Raw genomic sequence first — 24,919 nt, forward strand, 5'->3', positions numbered from 1 at the left:
GGCGACCCCAAGGGGTACGCGACAACTGCCGTTGCGGGTATCGAATCTCGTTTCCCGCTCCAATGTTTCATCTCAGTAAAGATTAGATTCAAGTTATACCATTTAGGCGACCCCAAGGGGTACGCGACAACTGCCGTTGTGGGTATCGAATCTCGTTTCCCGCTCCAATGTTTCATCTCAGTAAAGATTAGATTCAAGTTATACCATTTAGGCGACCCCAAGGGGGGCGCGACAACTGCCGTTGTGGGTATCGCATCTCGTTTCCCACTCCAATGTTTCATCTCAGTAAAGATTAGATTCAAGTTATACCATTTAGGCGACCCCAAGAGGCACGCAACCATGAGGTGGCCGTCACGTGGTGACCAATTCGCATCTTGTTCCCGCTTCAAATTTTTACGTTGGAAAATTAACGTAACCACAGTTTTAAAAATCTTTAAACAACCTTATTAATCACACTTGGGTTGAATGCTTGGGTAATATTTTTTCAGCAATGCGTCCCTCAAAAGCAGATTTCAACTCATAGTCTTTTTGTTCAATCAGATAAACTAGTAGCCATCGACAAATGCATTGCTATTGATTTGATACAAATTCATAATTGATACTGGTCAAACCAGAGGTAAAGAAATCATGGCTGTAAGCAATCCTTTAAGAACATTTGTTGATAAAGTTAATCAATATCCGCAATGGCTAAGTGCCAAGTTAATGACGTGGATGTTTCGGTACAAAGTTAAATTAGCAAGTACTACCGGAATTGAAGTGCTGCACACAGATGGAAAAACAGCGACATATCGTCAGAAAAATAGCCGAAAAGCGCAGAATCACATTGGAAGCGTTCATGCCGCAGCAATGGCGTTGTTGGCTGAATCATGCACGGGGTTTATTGTTGGCATCAACTTGCCAGGTGATAAGTTACCTTTGATTAAACGCATGGAGCTAAACTATGTCAAACGAGCTACGGGAGACATGATTGCTGTTGCCAGCTTAACTGACGAACAAATAACGTTGATGCAAACAGCTCAAAAAGGCGAAGTGAGTGTCACAGTTCAGGTTACTGATGCACTAGGAATTGAGCCTGTTGAATGTGAAATGATTTGGGCTTGGATCACAAAAAGCTAGAACAAAGTAAAACAACTGGTATATGTATTTTTTAATACATTCATATCTCCTTCAGATTGATTTGAAATATCGAGTAAATGAAACCAAAAATTCACACAAAAATAGTTGACAGATTTTGATTTTAAATTATAAAGCAAGTTAAACCAGACGAGAGTGCTAGCCTTTTAATGCTCTTAGTATCAGTGTTTTTTTACTCAGTGATCATAAATCTAATTAACTTATTTTGTGGGGGTTGTAATGGCAAAACTTACTAGAGAATTTTTAGTCAAACGTATGTTCAAAGATACGAAGAATTATCCCTATGGATTTTCTCGTTCTGGAGATTTTTCTATTAGTGAAAGCAAAGCATTGTCTGAATATGGATGTTTAATTGCTGCGTTAGTTGATGGTCAAATCGAACCTGAGACAAATGATGACAATAACTTGTTAGCCGCGGCATTTGGTAAGAAAGAGCCAGAAGGTGCTGCTGAAAAAGCATGGGTGAAATATCAAAAACGCATAAACCGTCCAAAACTTGGTAGCGTTTATGGCAATCATCGACCAGCTGCAGTCGAAGATGACGACACCATAAAGGACGATTTGGAAGTAGAAATAGATGATTAGTCCTCAATTGTTAATATAATGTAACTTTATCCTAATTCAGGTTGTGGAATTAAGTGTTTTTAGAGGTATCATCCTAATATATGTCTATATTGGGATATACATCTCACTTTTATCGTTTTTCATGTTTAAGTTTCCTAATTGCTCACGTATAGTGCCCCTTCGTTTTTAAATAATATAGTTCTGGAGTGATTCTGATGGAGATGATGTCAGGCGCCGCAATGGTTGTGCGGACGCTAAAAGATATAGGGGTAAAACATGTTTTCGGCTACCCAGGTGGTGCTGTACTTGATATTTATGATGCATTATATGCCCAACAAGATGTCGAACATGTCCTCGTCCGTCACGAACAAGCTGCAGCGCATATGGCGGATGGCTATGCCAGATCAACCGGTGAAACTGGTACCGTTTTAGTCACATCTGGTCCGGGTGCAACGAATACCATAACAGGTATTGCTACTGCATTTATGGACTCGATTCCAATGGTTGTGTTATCTGGGCAAGTTCCGTCTATGCACATTGGCGAAGATGCATTCCAAGAAACTGACATGGTAGGTTGTTCGAGACCCATAGTTAAACATAGTTTTTTGGTTAAACGTGCAGTGGATATACCTGAAGCTATCGCCAAGGCTTACTACATTGCCAATACTGGTCGTCCTGGTCCTGTAGTGGTCGATTTACCTAAGGACATAGTCAATGTATCAGAAGAACATCCTTATCAATTCCCTGAAGATGTCACTATGCGTTCATATAATCCGACGCTTAAAGGGCACAACAAGCAGATTAAGAAAGCAGTAAAGACTTTATTGGAATCGAAAAGACCCATTTTATACGTAGGTGGAGGAGCTATATCAGCCGAAGCCAGTGATTTGGTAACAGAGATCGCTGAAAAACTGAATGCGCCTGTGACGTCTACTTTGATGGGGCTAGGAGCATTCTCGTCTGTCCATGAACAGTTTGTCGGTATGTTGGGTATGCACGGTAGATTGGAAGCCAATAAGGCGATGCATAATGCTGATTGTATTTTGGCGTTAGGCGCGCGCTTTGACGATCGCGTAACCAACAATGTTGATAAGTTCTGTCCACATGCCAACATCATTCATGTTGATATTGATCCTGCTTCCATTTCTAAGATTGTTGGTGCACATGTGCCCGTTGTTGGCAGTGTTGATGAAGTGGCAAAACAATTACTTAAAGAGATGGGCAAAATTGATGCTAAGGCCCAGCAAGCAAAAGTGGCTGATTGGTGGGAACAGATTAATCAGTGGCGCTCTCGTAAGTGTTTAGAATATAAAAAAGGTGATGGGTTAATCAAACCGCAAGAAGTCATTGAATCTTTATATAAACATACCAATGGAGATGCATATGTCAGTTCAGATGTAGGTCAGCATCAAATGTTTGCTGCGCTTTATTATCCGTTTGCAAAACCTAGACGCTGGATCAACTCTGGCGGGTTAGGCACCATGGGCTTTGGATTGCCAGCTGCAATGGGAGTTCAAATGGCTCATCCTGAAGCGGTGTCTACTGTGGTAACGGGTGATGGTAGTATTCAAATGAATATTCAAGAATTGGCCACTTGTATGCAATACAACTTGCCTATAAAGATAATCTCTTTAAACAACCGCGCCTTAGGTATGGTTCGCCAATGGCAGGATATGATCTATAAAGGTCGTCATTCCCATTCCTATATGGATTCAATGCCAGATTTTGTTAAGTTGGCTGAAGCTTATGGGCATGTAGGTATTAGAGTAACCAAGCCAGAAGAATTAGATGAAGCAATGGCTAAATGTTTTGCAGCTAAAGATAGATTAGTATTTATGGACATTGAAATAGATCAAAATGAACATGTTTATCCCATGCAAATTAAATTTGGTGCAATGGATGACATGCGATTAAGTAAGACGGAGCGCACATAATGAGAAGAATTATTTCTGTATTAATGGAAAACGCGCCGGGTTCATTATCACGTATAGTCGGGGTCTTCTCGCAGCGTGGGTTTAATGTAGATTCTTTGTGTGTCGCGCCAACAGACGACAAAAGTTTGTCTCGTTTAACAATTGTTACGGTTGCAGATGACAAAGTCATTGAACAAATCACAAAACAAGTTAATAAGCTAATCGACGTATTAAAAGTGTCTGATTTATCTGACGGCCATCACGTTGAACGAGAACTCATGCTGGTTAAGGTTGCAACCCGCAGTGAACTTGTTCGTGCAGAAGTTAAGCGTAATGTTGATATATTTAGAGCGCAAATTGTTGATGTTGATGCCAACAACTATACGATTCAGGTTACTGGTACCAGTGACAAACTTGACGCGTTTGCACATGCGTTGAGTCAAAGTACTGAGATTATCGAAGCATCAAGAACGGGAGTGTGTGGGTTGGCTAGAGGTGAAAAAGCGCTACGTCCATAAGTCCATAAACATTCTTTTATATGAAATAAAAAGCCCTAACGGGCTTTTTTTGTAAGTAATTTTCAATAAAATCGTCCAAATTAGCCAATAAAGTTAATTTATGTAATTTAATTACAGTATTTTTAATATTTAATTACACTAAGTCTATTCTAAAATGAAATATATAAAACCATTAAGGTTATTAAAAACAAAGGTTTACAATGTTGTTGATCTTGGTTTTATCTTTTTTACAATTCATTAATCAAAAACAATCAGAAAAAAAACAACATATTTTTGTAATTTAATTACACTTAGTTTCATCAGGTTGAGCAATAAAGCCAGCAACCCTAACTAAATACCTTAAATTACCGGAGTGTTATTATGAAAAAGTTACTTTTGACCACTGTTATTTGTGCAGCTACGTTATCATTCAATGCAAGCGCTTCTCTAAAAAGCGCTAAAAACTTCAAGTTTGTTGGTGATACTCAATACGCAGAACTTTGCCAAGCGGCTGCAACTAATGATTTAAGTCTATTTAAAAAGAATGTAAGACAACATGGTTTTCGTTTAAGTGCCAGCAAAAATAAAATGTTGAAGCTTTTAACTAGCGCTGATAGTTTTGAATGTTCTGGTCAAAGTCTAGTTGAATTTTCAAAGACTCGTGGCTCACAAGATATCGCTGATTATTTAACAGGTGCAGAGCCTAAAGTTGCTACAGCATCAAGCAGCAAATATAAGTTTGTTGGTGATAGAGACTTTAAAAACTTCTGTAAGTCTGCTGTGACTAACAATGTTAATTTGTTTAAGCGTGCACTAAGCAGTCAAATCGGCTCTTTAGGATTTACCAAAAAAGAAGTAATGGGTAACGTACTTGAAGCTGATAACGTGACTTGTGCAGGTGAAAGCTTGGAAGATTTCTTCAAATCTCGTGAAGCGACAAGCGTCATAAACTATATTTCTGAAAAGTCGGCTCAATAATTTTATTGTTAGATTATTAACTGTTACTAAAAAGCAAACAGTGAGAACTGTTTGCTTTTTTATATGTTTAAATGAGTGAATATTGATAAGTTATTGCCAAACAAGCGCGGCGAAGTGTTGTCTGCACATTGATTCGTATCTATCATTTCCGCCTACTTCCACTTGTTCACCTTCTTTTACTGCTTGACCACTTTCGTCAATCCTAACCACAAATGTCGCTTTGCGGCCGCAGTGACAAATTGTTTTTAACTCTATTAACTTGTCTGCCCAAGCTAAAAGATAACGGCTACCCTCGAAGGTTTCTGCTAAAAAGTCTGTTCGCAGACCATAGGCCAATACAGGAATATTAAGATTATCTACAACATAGATTAGTTGCTGTACTTGTTGTTTAGTTAGAAATTGTGCTTCATCAATAAACAGACAGTCTACCTTGTCTTTAGTTAGAAGTGTTTCTACCGCAGATTGTATATTCGTATGAGGATTGAAAAGGTGCGCTGCCGATTCTAAGCCTATTCTAGAGGCTACTTTACCCGTGCCATATCTATTATCTAATGCGGCTGTGAAAATTTCAGCCTTCATACCTCTTTCGGCATAGTTATAGGCAGATTGGAGTAAAGAAGTAGATTTGCCAGCGTTCATTGCCGAATAGTAGAAGTAAAGCTGCGCCATGAATTATTTATCTCATTACAAAACCACTATTTTGCCCTTATTGGAGACAAATTAACATCATCAATAGAAACTCGCGATTAAGTTTACGAAAAAATGTTAGTAATGGGATTTTGCCAAATAGTAAGGTCTTCATTTTTCATAGGTTTAGCAAAATAATAACCTTGCAGATAATCCACTCCCATAGCAGATAACGCTATGGCTTGTTCTTTTGTTTCGACCCCTTCAGCAATGGTCTGGCAATTAAGTTCCCGAGCAATGAACAGTGTTGCTCGGATTATGGCTTCGCCTTTCCCTTCAATATTATCAACAAACGACTTATCTATTTTGACGTAGTTAACCGGTAGTGATTGAAGTTGCGATAACGACGAATACCCGGTACCGAAGTCGTCAATTGATACATCAATCTTACGAGCTTGAATTTGTTGCAATAGTTGTCGAATTTTAACCTTGTTTTCAACAAAAGTAGACTCTGTTACTTCAAGGTGTAATCTTTCTGGCGCTAAACCACTGCTACGAAGGCAGTTATCCAATAGTCGAATAAAACCGTCATCCATCAATTGAATAACCGACACATTAACAGATACTGCCGCTTGTTGATTGAACTGCCAATGACAGGCGTCCATACAGGCGCGATTTAATACCCAGGCGCCTATTTCTTTAATTAATCCTGACTTTTCAGCTAGTGGAATAAACACATCAGGACCAATAAATTTTCCGTTGAAGTTCCATCTCAATAGCGCTTCAAAAGCAAAAGACACATTATCTTTTGCCGATTGTATCGGTTGGTAACATAAGAATAATTGTTTTCTTTCTATCGCATGTTGTAGACCTTCCAAAATCATCTGAGATGCAGTGATTCTAACTTTTAGATCATTTGAAAACATACGAGGACGTTTGTTACCTGACCGTTTTTGTTCACACATAGTAAGGTCAGCTAGTTGGATAAGTTCAGTGGCAGACAAACTATGCGCGGGAGCCATGGCAATTCCGATTGAAGCAGACAGATGTAACTCATTGCCATGTACAAAAATGGGTTGGGTTATGCTTGTCGCAATAGCCTTGGCGATAGACATCGCAGTGTCTTGATCGCTGTAGGGTAAAGCCACTAAAAATTCATCTCCGTTCCAGCGCCCAGCGCGGTTATTTTCTGTAAACGCCGAAATTCTCTGGGTAACTTTGACTAAAACGCTGTCACCGACCTTGTGACCCATAGTATCGTTAATTTTTTTGAAACCATTTAGATCGATAAACAATAATGCTAATGGACTATCTTTAATAATTGATTGTTCAATCAATTCCTCAAGGCTGGCTGTGAAGGCTTTACGATTAACCAATTGTGTTAAAGGGTCGACATTACTGAGTTGATATATTTCATCGGTTCGCCGTTTTACTTCGTCTTCCAAATTAATATTAACTTGATTGAGTTCACTTGATGTGACCTCTAGTTCTTGATTGGCTTTAGCAACATGATTTTTCTCTTTTTCCATATCTTCAACGAGTAAAGAATTGAGGTTTTTTTGATGGATTGCTTTCAAAGTAAAGCGCGATGCTTTGATGCATGTTAGCAACATTATCAAAGTAAATCCCAGCGTTAACAGGCCTAAAACTTGTCTATGCTGCAACTCCGAGAAAATCCCTACTAGAGACATGGGAAGCAGTAAAATCACCGTATAAGTGATGGATAGAAAGCGACTAGGAGACAGTAAAGAAGCGGAGCCGCCAGCCAAACAACATATAATCATCATTGGCAAAAATAGCTCGATGTTATTCAGTTGGTTATAAAATATCACAACGTATAACGACCACGAGATTGCTGTTGCAATACTGCCTAAAGCGTAACGTTGTATGCCTAATATGCCAGACGAAAGAGATTTACTACTTTTGATTTTCCATTCAACTAGATCAAATAGCCGCAAAAGCAAAATTGTGTTGAGTGAAAACCACCAGATTAATCGACTTGAGTGAGTTTGCACATCACTAAGCCCAAATATCAACACACTGCTTGCTAGCGCGCTGATGAGTATTCCCGGTGAACCATTATCATACAACAATTTAGCAGCGTCTAAATGAGAGGCTTTTTGGAGGTCAATGTTGGTTTTGATATAACTACACCTTACGAAAACAAACCATTAAGAACACCTCTTCAGATATAAAATTTAATGGATTTTTAGGTAGCATTTATGACCATTCTAATGATAGTCGTAGATTAGTCTAGCTTAATTTGAATAAACGATAGCAACGCTGTTGATTATTCATTTATAAAATTTACGCATAAATATTTAAACTGTGTTCATTGTATTTTGATGATTCCGAGCGGATCAAAATTGCCCTAAGAGACTCTCTTCGTAGTCCTGTGCATTTAGGGTTAAATTAAACTTTGCGGCGATGCGATCAAGCTCAATTTGTTGAATAGTTAATTCATCCAAAACTATGGTGTTATCATCTAGGTGCCATAACAAGCGAGAACCTGCATAACTATATTGAATAGCAAGCATTGCATCGGCATTTCCAGCGTTGCTTGCAATTTTGAGCTTAGGCATTTTTCGATTTATTTTATTGAGGGTTTGCTTTAGTTCCCATACGTAAACTACTTCCGCCATAAAGTTGTGGCGCCGGAATTTATTGAGTAATCCAATTAAACTCAAGCTAGCAATAACGACACCCAACAAGTTCCAATGAAAATGTCGGCCACTTTCATCAGGAAACAGAAAAATTAAAATTTGGGAGATGGCTAAACTGCCTATTGCTAAGCTGGTAATGCACCCGATTATCACTAAATTTAGATGGCGACGATAACGAGATTTATTAATTTCAATGAGTGGCATTTTGTCTAATGGATTTAACGTAAGCTAGATAATCACAATAGTATCTATTTTAAAGTTTGCTCACAATCGGTCATTGAGATCTGTAATTACAGAGCCAATCTGTACTTACATTTTTAACGAACTATTTTGGGCATCCACTTATAAATTACTTTAGCTAACTGTTCTGATAAAAAAGGCTTAGCTAAGTAATCGTCCATTCCAGCAGCAAAGCATTTGGTATCGTCACTTTTCATCGCGTTTGCGGTTAATGCAATTATTGGGATATCTCTATCAAATTGTTTATCTTTGTTGGCTCGAATATATTTGGTTGTGTCGAAGCCATTCATTATTGGCATTTGACAGTCCATCAAAATTAAATCAAAGGGAGCAGAATAGTTTTCTAAGATATGTATGGCTTCTTGACCATTTTCGGCAACTTGATATTGGCAATTCAATCCTTTAAGCATTTCTATTACGACTTGCTGATTAATACTATTATCTTCTACAACCAAAATATTAGGTTGTTTACTGGCTGTTATATCGGGTGAGGTAGTCGGTTGTTCTTTAATGTTACCTTGACCGAGTTTTGAACCTGTAGATGTGAGGAGTGCTGAAATAAGAGGAGCTGGTTTGAGTGGTTTTCCAAGATATGCATTGATCTTTATAGGCGCATTTTGCTGTGAAATGCTTGCATCGGCTTGGGCGGCCATCAATAATATTTTTAATTGGACGAAACGCTCATCGGCTCTAATTGCCTTACTCAATTCTATACCATTCATTCCTTCAAGGGCTAAGTCAACAATCACAAAATTGAATGGTTGCTTTGCGTCATTGGCATTTCTCAGAGATTGGAGTGCTTCAAAGGCATTGTTTACGCAATGAACTTCTATTTCTCCGGGAGTGAGAAAATTAATTATAGCTTGCCTCACACTGTTGTTGGCATCTACAACTAGGAATTTTTCTCCACGTAAAGGTTCTAACATCTTTTCTGTTGATACCGTCGAAGATTGGCTTGTTGGCTTAGATGTGACAGTAAAACAAAAAGAAGATCCGCGATGCTCTTTACTTGACACACTTATTGTACCACCCATCATCTCGCTTAATTGTTTACTGATAGCCAAGCCCAAACCTGTTCCGCCATATTCTCTGGTGCTGGAGTTATCAACCTGCATGAACTTAGTAAATAGCTGTGCTTGTTTGTCTTTGGCGATTCCTTTCCCGGTATCAGTGACGGTAAACGAAATCACGTGGTCGCTACTAAAGTCTACCTTTAGAACCACTTCACCTTTTTCTGTAAATTTAATCCCATTGATCAGTAAATTGTTTAAAACTTGCTTCACTCTGTTTGGATCGATTTTTACCCATTGAGGTATGTTTGGAATAATATCCAAAACCAATTCTAGATTTTTGTCATGTGCCCGAGCGGCCATTTCATCAACTGTCTCACCTAGTAATGCGTATAAATCAATTTCCTGTATTTCAATATCAAGCTTACCTGCTTCTATTTTTGTAAAATCCAAGATGTCGTTAATTAGATGTAATAGTGAATGGCTACTAATTTTGACGAGCTGCGCAAAGTGGCGTTGATTTGGGTCCAAGTCCGTGCTCAAAAGTATATCGTTCATCCCCAATATACCGTTAATTGGGGTGCGAATTTCATGACTCATATTAGCCAAGAAATCACTTTTTGCCCGACTAGCCTGTTTAGCCTTTTCTTCAGCTTTCTTTAACTCGGTGATGTCCTGAAAAGCGCCCCTAAGACAGGTTACTTTGCCTTTTGTTAATTCGGCATAACCTACAGAACGGACCCAAATATTATTACCTCGAGCGGTAATAAAAGGGGTCTGAATATCCCATGGTATGCCGCTCTCTGTAGCCAAAGTCATCGCTTTCTCTACTTTGACTCGAGAGGTTAGAGGATAAAAATTTAGTGCGTTTTCTAAATCAATTTCTGAACCAATGGGTAATTCATGAATGTTATACACAACGTCAGACCAAACAATCTTATTGGTCAATAAATCAAGTTCCCAACCTCCGAGCTTTGCCATGTCCCCGGTGCGCTCTAATAACTCTTGCTGCGATTGCCTTTCTTTTTCGAGCCTTTTTGCTTCGGTTATGTCGGTTTGAATCGCCATAAACCCAACCAGATTTTGGTGTTCGTATAATGTTTTACATCTTATTTGTAACCAATAAGGAGTACCATTTTTATGGTAGTTTAATATATCAACATTAAAACCTTGCTTGTTTCTAACCGCTTCGCTCATTGTTCTAATGGTTTGCGGATCGGTATCTACACCTTGTAATAGTTCGCCTGGCTTACGGCCGATGACCTCGTCTAAGCGATACCCACTAATTTGAGTGAACATCTTATTCACCCAAGTCGTTTTTCCTTGAACATCTGTCAAAACGACAGCATTAATCGTTTCTTCCGCGACTTTGGCTAGTACTAAGTTTTCTTTCAGGCTCTGTTGCAGATTTTCTTGAGCGATGAAGTTTTCAGTCAGATCGTAGTTCACACCAATAACTTTATTTACTTTTCCGTTTTGGTCACATACTGCGTGTCCATATGCTTTTATGTAACGTACTTGGTTACTAGGTGTGATTATTCGATAAGTAGTGTCAAGTTTTCTAGTTCTTTGAATCGTTAATTCCAAGGTTGCAAGAACAGCTTCTTTATCTTCTGGATGAATAGAGTGTTGCCAATGTGAAATATCTCCAGTGAATTCATCAGGGTTTTGTTGATAAAGCAAAAACATTTGCTCATCCCAAATTAGCTGATTCGTTTCAATATTAAGCTCCCACACGCCAATTTGTGATGCTTCTCTGGCGATCTTTAATCGTTGGTTTGTGCTATCTAATTGTTCTTGTGTATCTTTTAATTTGGACGATTCAGTAAGGGTGGCGATAACTGTATTTTGTTGTTCGTAAAAAGAAGGTTTTAGGTTGATAGTGACAAAAAATTCTTGACCATTTTCGCGAAGTGCTGGAAACGCCTCTCCTTTACCCATATAGCGTTCTTTACTAGTTTTGAAAAATTGCTTAACGTATTGTTGATGCCCTGCGTGATATCGTTTGGGGACCAAGTCTGCGATAGTCAAATGTTCGAACGCTTCGAGCGTATAACCAAACATCGTTACCGCTGCGTGATTAGCAAAAAGTATTTCGCCGAGTGGCGAAACTTCAAAAACAGCACTGGATACTGAGTCTAATATAGCTTGGAGACGCTGAATCTTTTCGATTTTTTTGGCATTGGGTTTTACGATTTTATTATATTCCATTACATCTTCAACCTTCACTGACAGAGTTACTCATAACTATCGTTTATCAGCTTAGCACTTTTTCATGTTTCCAATTGGTTTTCCGTATTAAACTAGCAGCAATGAATTAGTTGGAGAACGGTTTGTCAGCAAAAAAAGTAGTCGCTCCTGAGTTTGAAATTGAGTTTTTGTTACCAAAATATTGGCTAACTTGGTTGAGCATTTTTATTCTTTACAGTATTTCTTGGTTACCTTATAAGCTTCAGATTTATATAGGTAAATTACTGGGAAGGCTACTTAAAGTAGTGGCAAAAAAACGTTATCACATTGCTAAGCGAAATATTGAATTGTGCTTTCCTGAGCTTAGTGAGCAACAACAAGCGGCAATGTTAAAGGCTAATCTCGACAATGCAGGTTTGGCAATTCTCGAAACCAGCATGGGGTGGTGGTGGCCTTCTTGGCGCGTAAATGGTGTGGCGGAATTTGAAGGACGCGAACATATCGAAGCAATTCTGGCGAAAGGTAAAGGCGTGTTAGCTTACGCAATTCACAATATGAACCTAGAATTTGCCTGCAGAATATTAGGTCGTGAATATCCCTCTGTTGTGTTTTATCGCAAACACAATAATCGTCTTATGGAGTACATGCAGTATTACGGTCGTAATCGAGCCAATAAATATATGGTTCACAAACGGAATGTGCGAGGGCTGATTCACGCGTTGGATGACGGCGAGTTGTGTATTTACTTACCTGATCAAGATTATGGCCGCACTAGATGTGAATTTACCCCATTTTTTGCTGTCAATGATATGGCAACAACTAAAGGCTCTTTGTTGTTTGCAGAGCAAGCAAATTGCGAAACAATATTTTTAGTCTCAATAAGAACGCCTAAAGGCTATAAAATTATTGCACTGCCGGGACTGGAGAATTTCCCCTCTGGTGACGATAAGTATGATGTGACTCGAATTAATAAGATGATTGAAAAAATGGTGATGTTAGCGCCAGAACAATATTTGTGGATGCATAAGCGTTTTAAGACCAGACCAAATGCTGATGATCCATCTTTGTATGATTAGTGAGGTTAACCGTAAATAGGTGTAATGAGAAAAACGAAACAAGTATCTAATTCTTTATTTTGGCTGAAGCACTTTATGTTGGCGATTATCATTATCGCCATTGCGGCGGCAGTATTACTCATGCAACAAAGTAACCAATCATCTGTGCTTCCAGAAGGAAAAATGGGTAAAAAAACGATTGCCAATAACATGAGTAATTTTTATGAAGATTACCGTTTGTCTTCTCGCCATCCACGTGAAGAAGAATTAGGTGATTTTGTTATGGAGGTGAAAACCTCGGAAAAACCTCTCGGCGAACGTTTGCAAAAAATGGAAAGTTTGCAAAAGCCCATATCTGGCAGGTGGGTAGGGGAACATAAACATCGGATGTTTAAAGCAGGCAGCACGCTCAGAAGTGCTATAACCGATTATGCTCAGTCTGAAGGTATGCAAGTCATTTGGGAGCTTGACCAAGACTTTATTGTCAAACATCCTTTTCAACTAGATGATTCGATTCTCGGTAGTTTAAAAATTATCGCCGATGCAATTGATGCCAACTTTAATGGAGAGGTCAAAGCTTATATGTGCCCGCGACAGCGTTCACTAGTGATTACTGCAACATCTTCTGAATACCTAGAAAAACAATGTGCACTAGCACGTAAATAAAGTGACCCATCACGTTTTACACTGCTACTGGCTCCAGTAAATATTTTTGCCAAATAGATTTAACCTGTTGTTGCAAATCGCTCAGGGCGTCGTTGGCTGCAACTAAAGTTGCATTTTGTAAGGCTAACCTGTGGGCATAATTACGATATTCTAAATAAGCTTGGATCAAAATGTCTGCTTCAGTTTGGGTAATTAACGACAGTTTTGCTAAGTCGGCTAAAATTCTCACATTGTCTGGCCACTTGGCAAGGCTAGGATAAGAACAGGTATGCGCCAAAAGCATAAATTGCACAATAAACTCGATATCTGCGATGCCGCCAGCATCTTGTTTTAAATCAATATGCTGTGCCGTGCCTTTGGCTAAATGATCGCGCATTTTAATGCGCATCGAGACCACTTCTTGAGCTAACTCTTTTAACTGTCTTGGTTTCGATAGAATATCTAGTCGTATTGCACTAAAGCGTTGCTGCAATTCGTAGCCACCAGTTATAAATCTGGCCCTACCCAGTGCTTGATGTTCCCAAGTCCACGCATTTTCAGTTTGATAGGTCGCAAAACCATCCACATGGCAAACCAGTAACCCAGCGTTACCTGACGGCCGAAGTCGCATGTCTATGTCGTAGAGTAGGCCTAAACCCGTTTTAATCGTAAATATGTGTAAAATACGTTGGGCAAGTTTGATGTAGAATGCCGTGGCACCTATGGGTTTCTCACCATTGGTCGAATGCTGTCCATCGCAATTGTGTATAAAAACTAAATCTAAGTCTGAACCATAACCTAGTTCCCACCCTCCCAATTTACCATATCCCAATACCGCCATTCCTTTGTCCTGTATAGTCTTGGGACCATGATTTTCACAAACCGGAACGCCATGCTTAGCGGTAATTTGCAGCCAAGCTATGTCAATTACCTGAACAATAATGGCCTCGGCCAAATGGGTTAAGTGATCGCTGACTTGCATTATGGGTAAAGCGTTAGAAATATCCGCCGCAGCAATTTTTAATTGTTGAGTCAATTTAAACTGACGCAGCGTTTCAATTTGCAGTTCCAGATCTTCCGGCTCAACCCGCAATAATGCCTGACGAAGTTCATCAGCATATTGGTTAAAAGCCACTGGTTGATATAAAGAAATTGGATTGAGTAGCTCATCTAGCAACAGCGGAAAACGTGCGATTTGTTCGGTAACCCAAGGGCTTGCAGCGCAGAGTTTAACTAAATGAAATAATGCCGCTTGGTTTTCAAATAATAGTTGTAAATACGCTGTACGACCAAGGATTGCCTGCAAGACAGAAAAAACGCGCTTAAATAATTCAACATGATTGTTCGCGCTAGAACTTAAGATTTTATGAATAATGACAGGCATCAAGTTATGGAGTGTTGTGAGTCCTCTTTGTCCAATGCGCTGTTTAGTTAGACTTTGTTTAAACCTTTCTATTTGTTGGTGCACTTCTTCACCAATTGGTAAGCCAGTCGTTACCGTGACTTCATCTTGCAACTGCCAATGATTCAAAATACTCTGCGTTTCTTGTGCAGTTAGTTGTAATTGCCAAAGATCCTTAGCGCCTTGCTGTTGTTCGTCGGCCACGTCATCTTCTAATACAGAGTCCTCTCTGACTAATAGCGAAAATTGCTGGTGGACAATGCCACAATGCCTTGCCAAATCTTGTAGTAAAACTTGATAATCCTTGATTTCTAATACGGCTACTAAGCGGTTTTGATCCGTATTATTGCTAGGTAATACCTGAGTTTGTTTATCGGAAAATTGTTGTAAACAGTGCTCTACTTTTCTAAGCCATAAGTAACTTTGCAATAAATCTGACGCGCTTTGCTCCGGAATTATTTGTAATTTTACTAGTTCCGATAATGCCAATTGCAGGCTTTGTACTTTTAGGCTGGGTTCTCGTCCGCCATTGATAAGTTGTAAACTTTGCACAACAAACTCTGCTTCCCTTATTCCTCCTTCACCTAACTTAATATTATTGGTGAGGCCGCGTCTGCGAACTTCTTGTTCAATCATTGATTTCATACTGCGCAATGATTCGATGGCGCTAAAGTCTAAATACCGACGGTAAATAAATGGCTGTAAAATATCTGATAGCTGCTGAGAGTAGGGGCAAGGAGTATTTAAGATAGAAGCTTTGAGCATGGCATAACGTTCCCAGTCTCTACCTTGTTCTTGGTAATAATCTTCTAACGCATCAAAATGCATTACCAAAGGGCCACTATCACCAAATGGCCTGAGTCGCATATCTACTCGATACACTTGGCCATCTGCTGTTATTTGATCTAAAGCAGAAATAAGTTTTTGGGCTAGTTTGGTAAAAAATTGTTGGTGTTCAATAGACTTTCTTCCACCAGAAGTGCTCCCCTGTGCTGGATAACTGAATATTAAATCGATGTCTGACGAAAAATTCAGTTCGCCACCGCCTAATTTCCCCATGCCAAGAATCAGCATAGGCTGAGGGCCAAATTCACCTTGTGGTAGCCCAAACTGCGGCTGTAAAAATTGATATAGCCAATTGTTTGATTGAATGATTAATTGCCGCGCCAAGTCTGAGACTTGTGCCAGTGAACTTTCAATCGACTGCATGTTGTTTAAGTCGCGCCAAGCGAGCCTTAGCATATGAAAGTTTCTAAATTGTCTCAATTTTCGGTGTAAATCGACTTCGTTATCCACCTTACGTAGTAACTGTGAGAGAAGGTTTTGGTAGTCTATGTGTTCAGCAAACAAAACTCCGTCAATGAGTAACTCATCTAACCAAGCTGGATTTTTTAAACACTGTTCAAAAATAAAATCACTCAATGCAAAGCTTGTTTTGATTTGCTCTGCAAATTTTTGGCAATCAACAGAAAACTCTTTGTGGGACTGCAGTGCCTGCCAACGCTCATTGCCTAGATCTTTTAGCTCATGTGGTAGAGATGTTGGCATATTATCTTTCATTCTTGTTATCCTCTTCCTGCAACATATTTCTTATCGGGGCATCATAAAAACAGTTGTTAACCAACTTAATTTTGTTGGTCTTACTCAGTTTTTTGATCCACATTTCCAGTTTTAATGCCTGCGAACGACTATCTACATGACAGCGAAACTTCAGCGTTAAAGGGCCCTTGCCTTTGAGCGCCTTAGCGCATTTAGGCCCGTTAGATTGATGCTCTGCAAAGCGTCGTTCGATATCTGTACAAATGCCAGTGTAGAACTGGCCCAGTTTATTTTCGATTATGTAGATGAACCACGGGGTCACTGTAATACCGATGCTGTTGTAATCATTTGCAAGGATTGTACATGATGGAAAAAATTCGACTAGCGCGTACTTAATGTTTGGAATGACGATGCGCTTGTATAAACCAATTGATTGGCCGCTTAATATTATAATCTATTGGCTTTTTTACAGTGAATTCATCATCCTGATATCAGCATTAGTCATTATTCAGTGTACAAGTGTACGCTCAAATTATACACTGCCAATACTCAACATTCATTCCTCAGATCAAGTTTAATGACTTCTCCCAAAATTACGACTCGCCCGTATTCTCCTCTTGAAGAATCTATAAACGCTATTACCCATGGCGTTGGCTTTATTGCTTCTTTTGTAGGGTTAATATTGATGTTAATGCGAGTCGATGGGCTCGTTGCGCAAGTTGCGTGTTTAATCTTTGGCATGTCGATGATGCTGATGTTTCTGTCTTCTACTCTATATCATGGAGTACGTAACCCTGACATAAAAAAAACCTTAAAGATCATCGACCACAGTGCAATTTATATTCTGATAGCGGGCACTTACACACCTTTAATGGTTTTAGCGGTAGGCGGCACGGTAGGATTAGCGGCTATGGTATTGATATGGTCTATTGCAATTATTGGCGTAGTGTTTAAATGCGTTGCCAATAACCGTTTTCCTAAGATGTCGTTAATGAGTTATTTGTTGATGGGATGGCTGGCAGTATTTTTTATTTATCCTTTGTACAATTCTCTGGAGACTGACGGCTTTTACTTACTTTTAGCTGGAGGCCTATGTTATACGGTAGGCGCAGTATTTTATGCGAGTAAAAAAATACAGTTTACTCACGCTATTTGGCATGTGTTTGTAGCCGCTGGTAGTCTCTGCCATTATTTGAGTATTTATTGTTACGTTATTTAATTGCTATGGGCTAGGAAGATGGCTTAAGCTAGCTCAATAAACTTGCTAAAGCTCATAGGATAAAGTGACTTTCTATTATGTATGAAAATTATTACGGACTAACTTCTAAACCTTTTCAACTGACGCCCGATCCTAGCTTCTTTTTTGGTAGTAAATGGCACAAACGTGCCATGTCTTATTTGCAATATGGATTATCACAGGCCGAAGGTTTTATCGTGATTACTGGTGATATCGGTACCGGTAAAACCACTATAGCCAATAGTTTATTGCATGATATGCAGGAAGGTATAGTTGCCGCCCAAATTGTTTCGCCAAAATTGTCGCCGGATGAATTGGTGAAAATGGTAGCCAGCAAATTCAATGTACCCGTTAAGGGCAGCACTAAGTCAGATATTCTCAACGATCTTGAAACCTTTTTAATGGCACTTCACAACCAAGGTAAACGAGCATTGTTGCTGGTGGATGAGGCGCAAAATCTACCATTGGAAACTATCGAAGAATTACGTATGTTGTCTAACTTCCAAGCCGCTGGGAAACCCTTACTACAAAGTTTTTTGTTAGGGCAGGAAGAGTTGCAACCAATACTTCGTGCGCCAAACATGGAACAATTTAGGCAGCGTATTGTGGCGTCATGCCACTTAGCCCCTTTAACTGATGCAGAATGCCAAGGATACATTGAATATCGAATGCAACATGCAGGTTGGGATGGCAGAGCGTTATTTTCTACCGAAGCTTACGACCGTATTTTCCAGTTTACTCATGGTATCCCACGAAAAATCAACGCACTTATGGACAGAATTCTGCTTTTTGGTTTTCTAGAAGAGTTAGAAACCTTTGACGAAGACGCAGTCGAAAGTGTAATCAAAGAAGTGTCAGACGAAATGTTTTTGCCAGAAAAACAAGCTCAAACTCAAGCTAAGGCGAAAGGGATTTTAGATGGTGCGACAGAAGACGGACAAATTAAAGATGTGGAGTATTATAAAACCATGTTGACAGAATTGGTTGATGCTTTAGACAACGCTATTAGTCACAAAATTAAGCTGACTCGTTATATCGATCGTTTGTTACAAAAAAAGTACAAAACATATGTGCGTTTGAAGTCAGATGATTAGTTGAAATACGTCACGTAAAATCGGCACTTCACGTTAATTTTGAATTTAGTTAAGATTTTGTTAAAAAAGCCGATGAAATAAATGAACTAAAAGGTTAAGATCTTATCCGAAGGTTATATCGTATAATAATTAATCAACAGTAATCTTTAGTATAGTTAGTTCCGTTTGGGGTGTTTTATGAAACGTTTAGTTGGTGAAAGAAGACAAACATCGGGAGCGCATCCTGATGGACCAATGTTCAAGGAACGACGTAAAGCTTATTATCATGGAAAGTATAGTAAAAGAATGTTGTCACTTATGTTAATCGTCAGTTGTGTGGCGTTAATCATTATTAAGTAACGCGCTTAGCTATTAAAGATTATTAAAATAAGTGTATTAAAAAAACCATTGGATGTTGTTTAAACTAAACAACATCCAATGGTTTTTTTGTTTTTAGAATAATTTGAATACCGAACCAAGGCGCTCGAATGAAGCAATAGTTATTCTATTGTAAGTTCGAGCAACGCAGAGTAGGTGCTTTTAAACCTCGCCCAAAGGGAGAACACCAGCGATTAATTGATAAGATGAATTGGTATTAAGATGTTGGTACTAATTTTGACTGAATAAATTCAGCTAATTTTACGCTAGCATGGGGATGTTGTGATTTTCCGGTAAACAAACAAATCTTAATAGTGCCTAACTTGGGTAAGTAATTATGTTGAATGATATCCAATTGTTTTGGCACGCTACTTTTGGCCAAAGCGCTAATGCCTAAACCCTGCTTAATCGCTGCTGTGATGCCACTTAAATCGGCATTGGTATAACTTATTCGCCATTGTTGGGTTTGTTGTTTCAGCTTATTAATGACTCTACTTCTATATACACAGCCATCTGGCGCTAAAACGAGAGACAAGTTAGCGTGGGGATAAGCCAAACTACGATCGCCTACCCATACTAGCTTATCTATCAGTAATACTTGCCCGTCCACCTCTACGTCAGGATCTACTAGTGCTAAAACAAGATCAAAACCACTGAGGTTTTCATCCTTAAGCAAGGTTTTGCTCAACGCCGAGGTCACTTCTAGGGACACGTCTGGATATAGCTTTCCAAATTCGCCAATGATGCTAGGAAGTAGAGTTGTGGCAAATTCACTTGGGATACCTAGTCGTAATCTGCCTTTCAAAGACATGGGTTGAAATTGGCGAAAAATACTGTCGTTTAACTCCAGCATAGTTTGCGCGGTTTTATACACTTGTAAGCCATCTTGATTAACAATTTGTCGTTGCCCTTGTTTGGCAAACAGTCGTTTCGATAATTGTTGTTCTAACCGTTTTATTTGTAGGCTTACCGCAGGTTGAGTGAGTCCGAGTTTTTCGCCCGCTTTTGCAAAGCCGCCTAAATCTACCACAGCCACAAAGGTGCGCAAATTATCCAAAGAAAGCTGTTTCACTTAACTAACCAATTAAATAAGAGTTTTAAATGATTATTCGATTATTCATAAGAAATGTAAATGTAAACATTATTTATTTCAATTTGTTGTCGTGGTTTAGCAGCTCTATACTTTTGTCATAGTTTCACTACGGACATAGTATTTCATGGCAAATAAAACAGTTTTACATGCTAAACATTTGGAAGCAGGGGCCAAAATGGTCGACTTTCATGGTTGGGAAATGCCCATCAATTATGGTTCACAAATAGAAGAGCATCATGCAGTGCGCAAAGATGCGGGTATGTTTGATGTATCTCACATGACCATAGTCGATGTAACTGGTAAAGACGCTCAAGGATATTTACGGTTTTTGCTGGCTAACGACGTAGTTAAACTGCAAGACAAAGGCAAAGCATTATACAGTGGCATGCTCAATGAAGCCGGTGGCGTGGTAGACGATCTTATCGTTTATTATTTTGACCAAACTAATTATCGCTTAGTGGTTAATTCTGCTACCCGCGAAAAAGACATGAATTGGTTGCTAAAGCAGGCTGAGGCATTTGAAGTTACAATCACTGAACGCCCTGAGTTTGCGATGATAGCGGTCCAAGGTCCTAATGCCAAAAGCAAAGCCGCAGAATTATTTTCAGCCGCACAAAAAGAAGCGGTTGAAGGAATGAAAGCTTTTTTTGGCGTTCAAGCTGAAGATTTATTTATCGCCACCACCGGCTATACAGGTGAAGCTGGGTACGAAATTATGGTGCCAGCCGCTGATGCTGCCGATTACTGGCAAAAGCTGCTTGATGTAGGGGTTGCACCTTGCGGATTAGGAGCTAGAGATACACTTCGTTTAGAAGCGGGAATGAATTTGTATAGCCAAGACATGGATGAAACTGTCTCACCGTTGGCCGCAAATATGGCTTGGACAATTACGTGGGAGCCAAAAGACAGAAATTTTGTTGGTCGGCAGGCATTAGAGCAACAAAAATCTGAAGGTACAGATAAATTAGTCGGCTTAGTCATGACCGACAAAGGCGTATTACGGGCCGGTCAAAAAGTACGCGTTAGCGGTGGCGAAGGTGTGATTACTTCTGGTACATTTTCTCCTACTCTAGGTCACAGCATTGCTATGGCCCGTGTACCTGCAACAGTTGGCGCTAGCGCCGAAGTTGAAATCCGCAAAAAGTGGGTTACAGTAAATGTGGTTAAACCCAGCTTCGTCAGAAATGGCAAAAGTGTCTTATAAGAAAACAGATAATTAAACATATAAATAGGAACCAACATGAGCAATATTCCAGCAGATTTACGTTTCGCCTCAACTCACGAATGGGTGCGCCCGGAAGGTGATGGTGTGTTTACTATAGGTATCAGCGACCATGCGCAGCAATTATTAGGCGATATGGTATTTGTTGAGTTGCCAGATGTTGGCGCTGAGGTCGGAACGGGGGACGATATTGCTGTGGCCGAATCAGTAAAAGCCGCTTCTGATGTCTATGCACCTATCAGTGGTGAAGTGGTTGCAATTAACGAAGAGTTAGAAGATACACCTGAGTTGGTTAACTCTGACCCCTATGGAGACGGTTGGTTATTTAAGATAAAAGCCGAAGACCCCACAGAAGTTGAATCTTTGTTAGATGCCGAAGGATACGAAGGCAGTATTGAAGACGAGTAATATCTACTCAACGAATAGGCATTGATGTCCTCAAGCCTTGTTTTAAATATTATTTCTAATAAACGAGTGAGCACCAGTTAAACGGTTTTCACTCTTTGCTTACATCAGGAATTTGTAGTTAGCCATGTCATTATCCCATTTTTCGTTATCAGAGCTTGAACAGAAACAAGATTTTGTTCGTCGTCATATTGGCCCCAGTGAAACAGAGATGGCAGATATGCTAACTGCCATTGGTGCAACCTCCTTAGATGATTTAATGCAGCAAACTGTGCCAGAAGGCATACGTTTATCTAAGCCTTTGAAAGTAGGCGAGGCACAAACCGAAGCCGATGCCTTGGCTTATTTAAAGTCAGTGGCCAGCAAAAATCAGGTGATGCGCTCGTTTATTGGTATGGGTTACTACGATACCTTTACGCCCAACGTAATTCTACGTAACGTGTTAGAAAACCCCGGTTGGTATACCGCTTATACTCCTTATCAACCTGAAATTGCCCAAGGCAGATTAGAAGCCTTATTGAATTTTCAACAAGTTACTATTGACCTAACCGGCATGGAATTAGCTTCGGCCTCTTTGTTAGACGAAGCCACTGCCGCAGCCGAAGCTATGGGACTAGCGAAACGTATTTCTAAAAACCGCAAAGCGAATAGCTTTTTTGTTGCTGATGATGTGCATCCACAAACTTTAGACGTAGTGCAAACCCGTGCTGATATGTTTGGGTTTGACGTGATAGTAGGCAAAGCGCAAGACGCCAGCCAGCACGACATTTTTGGTGCTTTATTACAATATCCCGGCACCTCTGGCGCAATCAACGACATTGCCGACATCATAGCCTCAGTGCAAGCTAACAAAGGCATAGTCGCTGTTGCCGCCGATTTGCTTAGCTTAGTGATGCTTAAACCACCGGGTGAAATGGGCGCCGATGTAGTGTTAGGTAGCGCCCAGCGTTTTGGTGTACCTATGGGTTATGGTGGTCCACATGCAGCATTTTTTGCCACTCGTGATAGTTACAAACGTTCATTGCCCGGTCGTATCATTGGAGTATCTAAAGACACCCGTGGCCGCCCAGCATTGCGTATGGCTTTGCAAACGCGGGAGCAACATATTCGCCGCGAAAAAGCCAACTCTAACATTTGTACCGCACAAGTATTGTTGGCCAATATGGCTTCTTTCTATGCGGTTTACCACGGCCCAGAAGGTTTAAAAACCATTGCTTCGCGCATTCACCGTTTTGCCGATATTTTAGCCTCAGGCTTAAGCAAAGCAGGATTTGAACTAGTGAATAATACTTGGTTTGATACCCTTACCGTTAAAGTGGCGGGCAATAAACAACAAATTGTTGATGCGGCTTTAGCCAGCAAACTTAACTTGCGTACAGACATAGATGGTGCCTTAGGGATCAGCTTAGACGAAACTACCTCGCGTGATGATCTACAAGCATTATATCAAGCCTTTGTCGGTGCCAATGTTGAGTTAGATATTAAAGCCTTCGATGCAGACATTATCGAAAATGGCAGCCAGTCTATCCCTGCAGAATTGCTGAGAACTTCTGAGTATTTAACCCACCCAGTATTTAACAGTTACCACAGTGAAACTGAAATGCTGCGTTATATTAAATCATTAGAAGACAAAGATTTAGCTCTAAACCATTCAATGATTTCGCTAGGTTCGTGCACCATGAAACTTAACGCTACAGCGGAAATGTTACCGGTCACTTGGCCCGAGTTTGGTCAATTGCACCCCTTTGCGCCCACCAACCAAGCGCAAGGTTACAAACAGATGATCGATGAGCTAAGCGAATGGCTAATTGATATTACCGGTTACGATGCGTTATCTATGCAGCCCAACTCAGGAGCACAAGGTGAATACGCAGGTTTAATCGCCATTCAAAAATACCACGAAAGCCGCGGCGAAGGGCATCGTAACGTGTGCTTGATCCCAAGCTCGGCCCACGGCACTAACCCAGCGTCAGCACAAATGGTGAGCATGAAAGTGGTAGTGGTTAACTGTGATAAAAACGGTAATGTCGATGTGGCCGACTTACGCAAAAAAGCCGAAGAAGTGGCCGACAACTTAGCTTGCGCCATGATCACTTACCCGTCTACCCACGGTGTATACGAAGAAACCATCAAAGAAATGTGCGACATAGTGCACGAATTTGGTGGCCAAGTGTACATGGACGGTGCCAACATGAACGCCCAAGTTGGGGTGACTTCACCGGGTCACATTGGCTCAGATGTATCTCACTTAAACCTGCACAAAACCTTTTGTATTCCACACGGCGGCGGTGGCCCTGGCATGGGACCCATAGGCGTAAAAGCTCACTTAGCACCATTTTTGCCTAACCACAAAGTGGTGGGCGTAGAAAACGCTGGCGACAGCCAAGTACGCGAACACGGTGCTGTTTCGGCGGCACCTTGGGGCAGCGCCTCAATATTGCCAATCAGTTACATGTACATCAAAATGATGGGCAGCGCAGGCCTTAAAAAAGCCACCGAAGTCGCCATGTTAAACGCCAATTATGTAGCCGAAAAATTATCGACCCATTACCCGGTGTTATACCGTGGCCGCAACAACCGCGTGGCACATGAATGTATTATCGACTTACGCCAACTAAAAGAAAGCTCGGGTGTCACCGAAGTCGACATAGCCAAACGCCTGAACGACTACGGCTTCCATGCACCCACTATGAGTTTCCCAGTAGCAGGTACGCTGATGATTGAACCCACAGAGTCCGAAGCCAAAGCCGAACTCGACCGCTTTATCGAAGCCATGGCATCTATTCGCGCCGAAATCGCCAAAGTGGAATCAGGTGAGTGGGATAGCATAGACAATCCTCTACACAATGCCCCGCACACACTTGAAGATATTTGCGATAGCGAATGGAACCGTAGCTATGATAGAAAACTTGCTGCTTATCCAGTTGCCGCTGTTGCCAGAAATAAATTCTGGCCGTCGGTAAACCGCATAGATGACGTTTTCGGGGATAGGAATTTATTTTGCGAATGCCCTTCGATTGAGAGTTATATTGAGGAAAAAATTTGATTTTTTGG

At 40.3% G+C, this 24,919-nt stretch carries 20 protein-coding genes; 12 read left to right on the forward strand and 8 right to left on the reverse strand.

Annotation, left to right across the window (positions count from 1 at the left end):
- Window positions 1–302, reverse strand: a 302-nt coding sequence (locus ABJK37_RS24365) for a hypothetical protein (protein WP_348359317.1), incomplete at its 3' end; no start/stop codon positions are given.
- Between the two features lie 325 nt (window positions 303–627).
- Here ABJK37_RS24365 and ABJK37_RS24370 point away from each other — a divergent pair.
- From ABJK37_RS24370 to ABJK37_RS24390, 5 genes are all read left to right on the forward strand, one after another.
- Entirely contained in the window at window positions 628–1,116 is a 489-nt protein-coding gene (locus ABJK37_RS24370; RefSeq protein ID WP_348359320.1) for a DUF4442 domain-containing protein, read from the forward strand.
- Between the two features lie 237 nt (window positions 1,117–1,353).
- A complete protein-coding gene (locus tag ABJK37_RS24375; protein ID WP_348359323.1) occupies window positions 1,354–1,719 on the forward strand; it encodes a DUF413 domain-containing protein in 366 nt (121 codons plus the stop codon).
- A 194-nt stretch (window positions 1,720–1,913) separates the two neighbouring features.
- Window positions 1,914–3,632, forward strand: coding sequence for an acetolactate synthase 3 large subunit (locus ABJK37_RS24380; protein WP_348359326.1), 1,719 nt, complete (start codon window positions 1,914–1,916; stop codon window positions 3,630–3,632).
- Entirely contained in the window at window positions 3,632–4,129 is a 498-nt protein-coding gene (gene ilvN, locus ABJK37_RS24385; RefSeq protein WP_215928963.1) for an acetolactate synthase small subunit, read from the forward strand. Before ABJK37_RS24380 ends, ilvN begins: the two co-directional genes overlap by 1 nt.
- Window positions 4,130–4,489: 360 nt before the next feature.
- Complete coding sequence (locus ABJK37_RS24390; RefSeq protein WP_348359331.1) at window positions 4,490–5,086, forward strand: hypothetical protein; 597 nt, start codon at window positions 4,490–4,492, stop codon at window positions 5,084–5,086.
- Between the two features lie 90 nt (window positions 5,087–5,176).
- Here ABJK37_RS24390 and ABJK37_RS24395 read toward each other — a convergent pair whose 3' ends face one another.
- From ABJK37_RS24395 to ABJK37_RS24410, 4 genes are all read right to left on the reverse strand, one after another.
- On the reverse strand, window positions 5,177–5,755 hold the full coding sequence (locus ABJK37_RS24395; protein WP_348359334.1) for a thymidine kinase: 579 nt from the start codon (window positions 5,753–5,755) through the stop codon (window positions 5,177–5,179).
- An 83-nt stretch (window positions 5,756–5,838) separates the two neighbouring features.
- Window positions 5,839–7,806, reverse strand: a complete 1,968-nt coding sequence (locus ABJK37_RS24400; protein ID WP_348359336.1) for a bifunctional diguanylate cyclase/phosphodiesterase — start codon at window positions 7,804–7,806, stop codon at window positions 5,839–5,841.
- A gap of 267 nt (window positions 7,807–8,073) precedes the next feature.
- Complete coding sequence (locus tag ABJK37_RS24405; protein ID WP_348359339.1) at window positions 8,074–8,580, reverse strand: DUF3087 domain-containing protein; 507 nt, start codon at window positions 8,578–8,580, stop codon at window positions 8,074–8,076.
- Window positions 8,581–8,693: 113 nt separating this feature from the next.
- Window positions 8,694–11,837 (reverse strand): response regulator, encoded by a 3,144-nt coding sequence (locus ABJK37_RS24410; protein WP_348359342.1) that lies wholly within the window; start codon window positions 11,835–11,837, stop codon window positions 8,694–8,696.
- Window positions 11,838–11,959: 122 nt separating this feature from the next.
- Here ABJK37_RS24410 and lpxL point away from each other — a divergent pair, with 122 nt between their 5' ends.
- A complete protein-coding gene (gene lpxL / locus ABJK37_RS24415) occupies window positions 11,960–12,892 on the forward strand; it encodes an LpxL/LpxP family Kdo(2)-lipid IV(A) lauroyl/palmitoleoyl acyltransferase (RefSeq protein WP_348359346.1) in 933 nt (310 codons plus the stop codon).
- A 75-nt stretch (window positions 12,893–12,967) separates the two neighbouring features.
- Complete coding sequence (locus ABJK37_RS24420) at window positions 12,968–13,537, forward strand: toxin co-regulated pilus biosynthesis Q family protein (protein ID WP_348359402.1); 570 nt, start codon at window positions 12,968–12,970, stop codon at window positions 13,535–13,537.
- A 16-nt stretch (window positions 13,538–13,553) separates the two neighbouring features.
- Here the strand turns inward: ABJK37_RS24420 and glnE are convergent, their stop codons facing one another.
- Both glnE and ABJK37_RS24430 read right to left on the reverse strand, forming a co-directional pair.
- The gene (gene glnE, locus ABJK37_RS24425; RefSeq protein WP_348359349.1) at window positions 13,554–16,478 is read right to left on the reverse strand and encodes a bifunctional [glutamate--ammonia ligase]-adenylyl-L-tyrosine phosphorylase/[glutamate--ammonia-ligase] adenylyltransferase; all 2,925 of its coding nucleotides are present in this window, start codon (window positions 16,476–16,478) and stop codon (window positions 13,554–13,556) included.
- Window positions 16,468–16,779 (reverse strand): GIY-YIG nuclease family protein, encoded by a 312-nt coding sequence (locus ABJK37_RS24430; protein WP_348359352.1) that lies wholly within the window; start codon window positions 16,777–16,779, stop codon window positions 16,468–16,470. The genes glnE and ABJK37_RS24430 overlap by 11 nt, the downstream gene beginning before the upstream one ends.
- Before the next feature lie 255 nt (window positions 16,780–17,034).
- On the opposite strand from ABJK37_RS24430, the gene ABJK37_RS24435 reads away from it, so the two are divergent.
- A complete protein-coding gene (locus tag ABJK37_RS24435) occupies window positions 17,035–17,676 on the forward strand; it encodes a hemolysin III family protein (RefSeq protein WP_348359355.1) in 642 nt (213 codons plus the stop codon).
- 77 nt (window positions 17,677–17,753) lie between these two features.
- Window positions 17,754–18,788 (forward strand): XrtA/PEP-CTERM system-associated ATPase, encoded by a 1,035-nt coding sequence (locus ABJK37_RS24440; protein ID WP_348359358.1) that lies wholly within the window; start codon window positions 17,754–17,756, stop codon window positions 18,786–18,788.
- Between the two features lie 574 nt (window positions 18,789–19,362).
- On the opposite strand, the gene ABJK37_RS24445 is transcribed toward ABJK37_RS24440, so the two are convergent.
- Complete coding sequence (locus tag ABJK37_RS24445) at window positions 19,363–20,217, reverse strand: LysR family transcriptional regulator (RefSeq protein WP_348359361.1); 855 nt, start codon at window positions 20,215–20,217, stop codon at window positions 19,363–19,365.
- A 145-nt stretch (window positions 20,218–20,362) separates the two neighbouring features.
- On the opposite strand from ABJK37_RS24445, the gene gcvT reads away from it, so the two are divergent.
- The 3 genes from gcvT (at window position 20,363) to gcvP (ending at window position 24,911) form a co-directional block, all read left to right on the forward strand.
- Window positions 20,363–21,442 carry a glycine cleavage system aminomethyltransferase GcvT gene (gene gcvT / locus ABJK37_RS24450; RefSeq protein ID WP_348359364.1) on the forward strand — a complete coding sequence of 360 codons (1,080 nt, stop codon included), beginning with the start codon at window positions 20,363–20,365 and terminating at the stop codon, window positions 21,440–21,442.
- A 36-nt stretch (window positions 21,443–21,478) separates the two neighbouring features.
- Window positions 21,479–21,868, forward strand: coding sequence for a glycine cleavage system protein GcvH (gcvH, locus tag ABJK37_RS24455; RefSeq protein ID WP_348359367.1), 390 nt, complete (start codon window positions 21,479–21,481; stop codon window positions 21,866–21,868).
- A gap of 124 nt (window positions 21,869–21,992) precedes the next feature.
- Window positions 21,993–24,911 (forward strand): aminomethyl-transferring glycine dehydrogenase, encoded by a 2,919-nt coding sequence (gcvP, locus tag ABJK37_RS24460; RefSeq protein WP_348359370.1) that lies wholly within the window; start codon window positions 21,993–21,995, stop codon window positions 24,909–24,911.
- Window positions 24,912–24,919: the final 8 nt, after the last annotated feature.

Source organism: Paraglaciecola sp., from assembly GCF_039964565.1.
Lineage (GTDB): Bacteria > Pseudomonadota > Gammaproteobacteria > Enterobacterales > Alteromonadaceae > Paraglaciecola.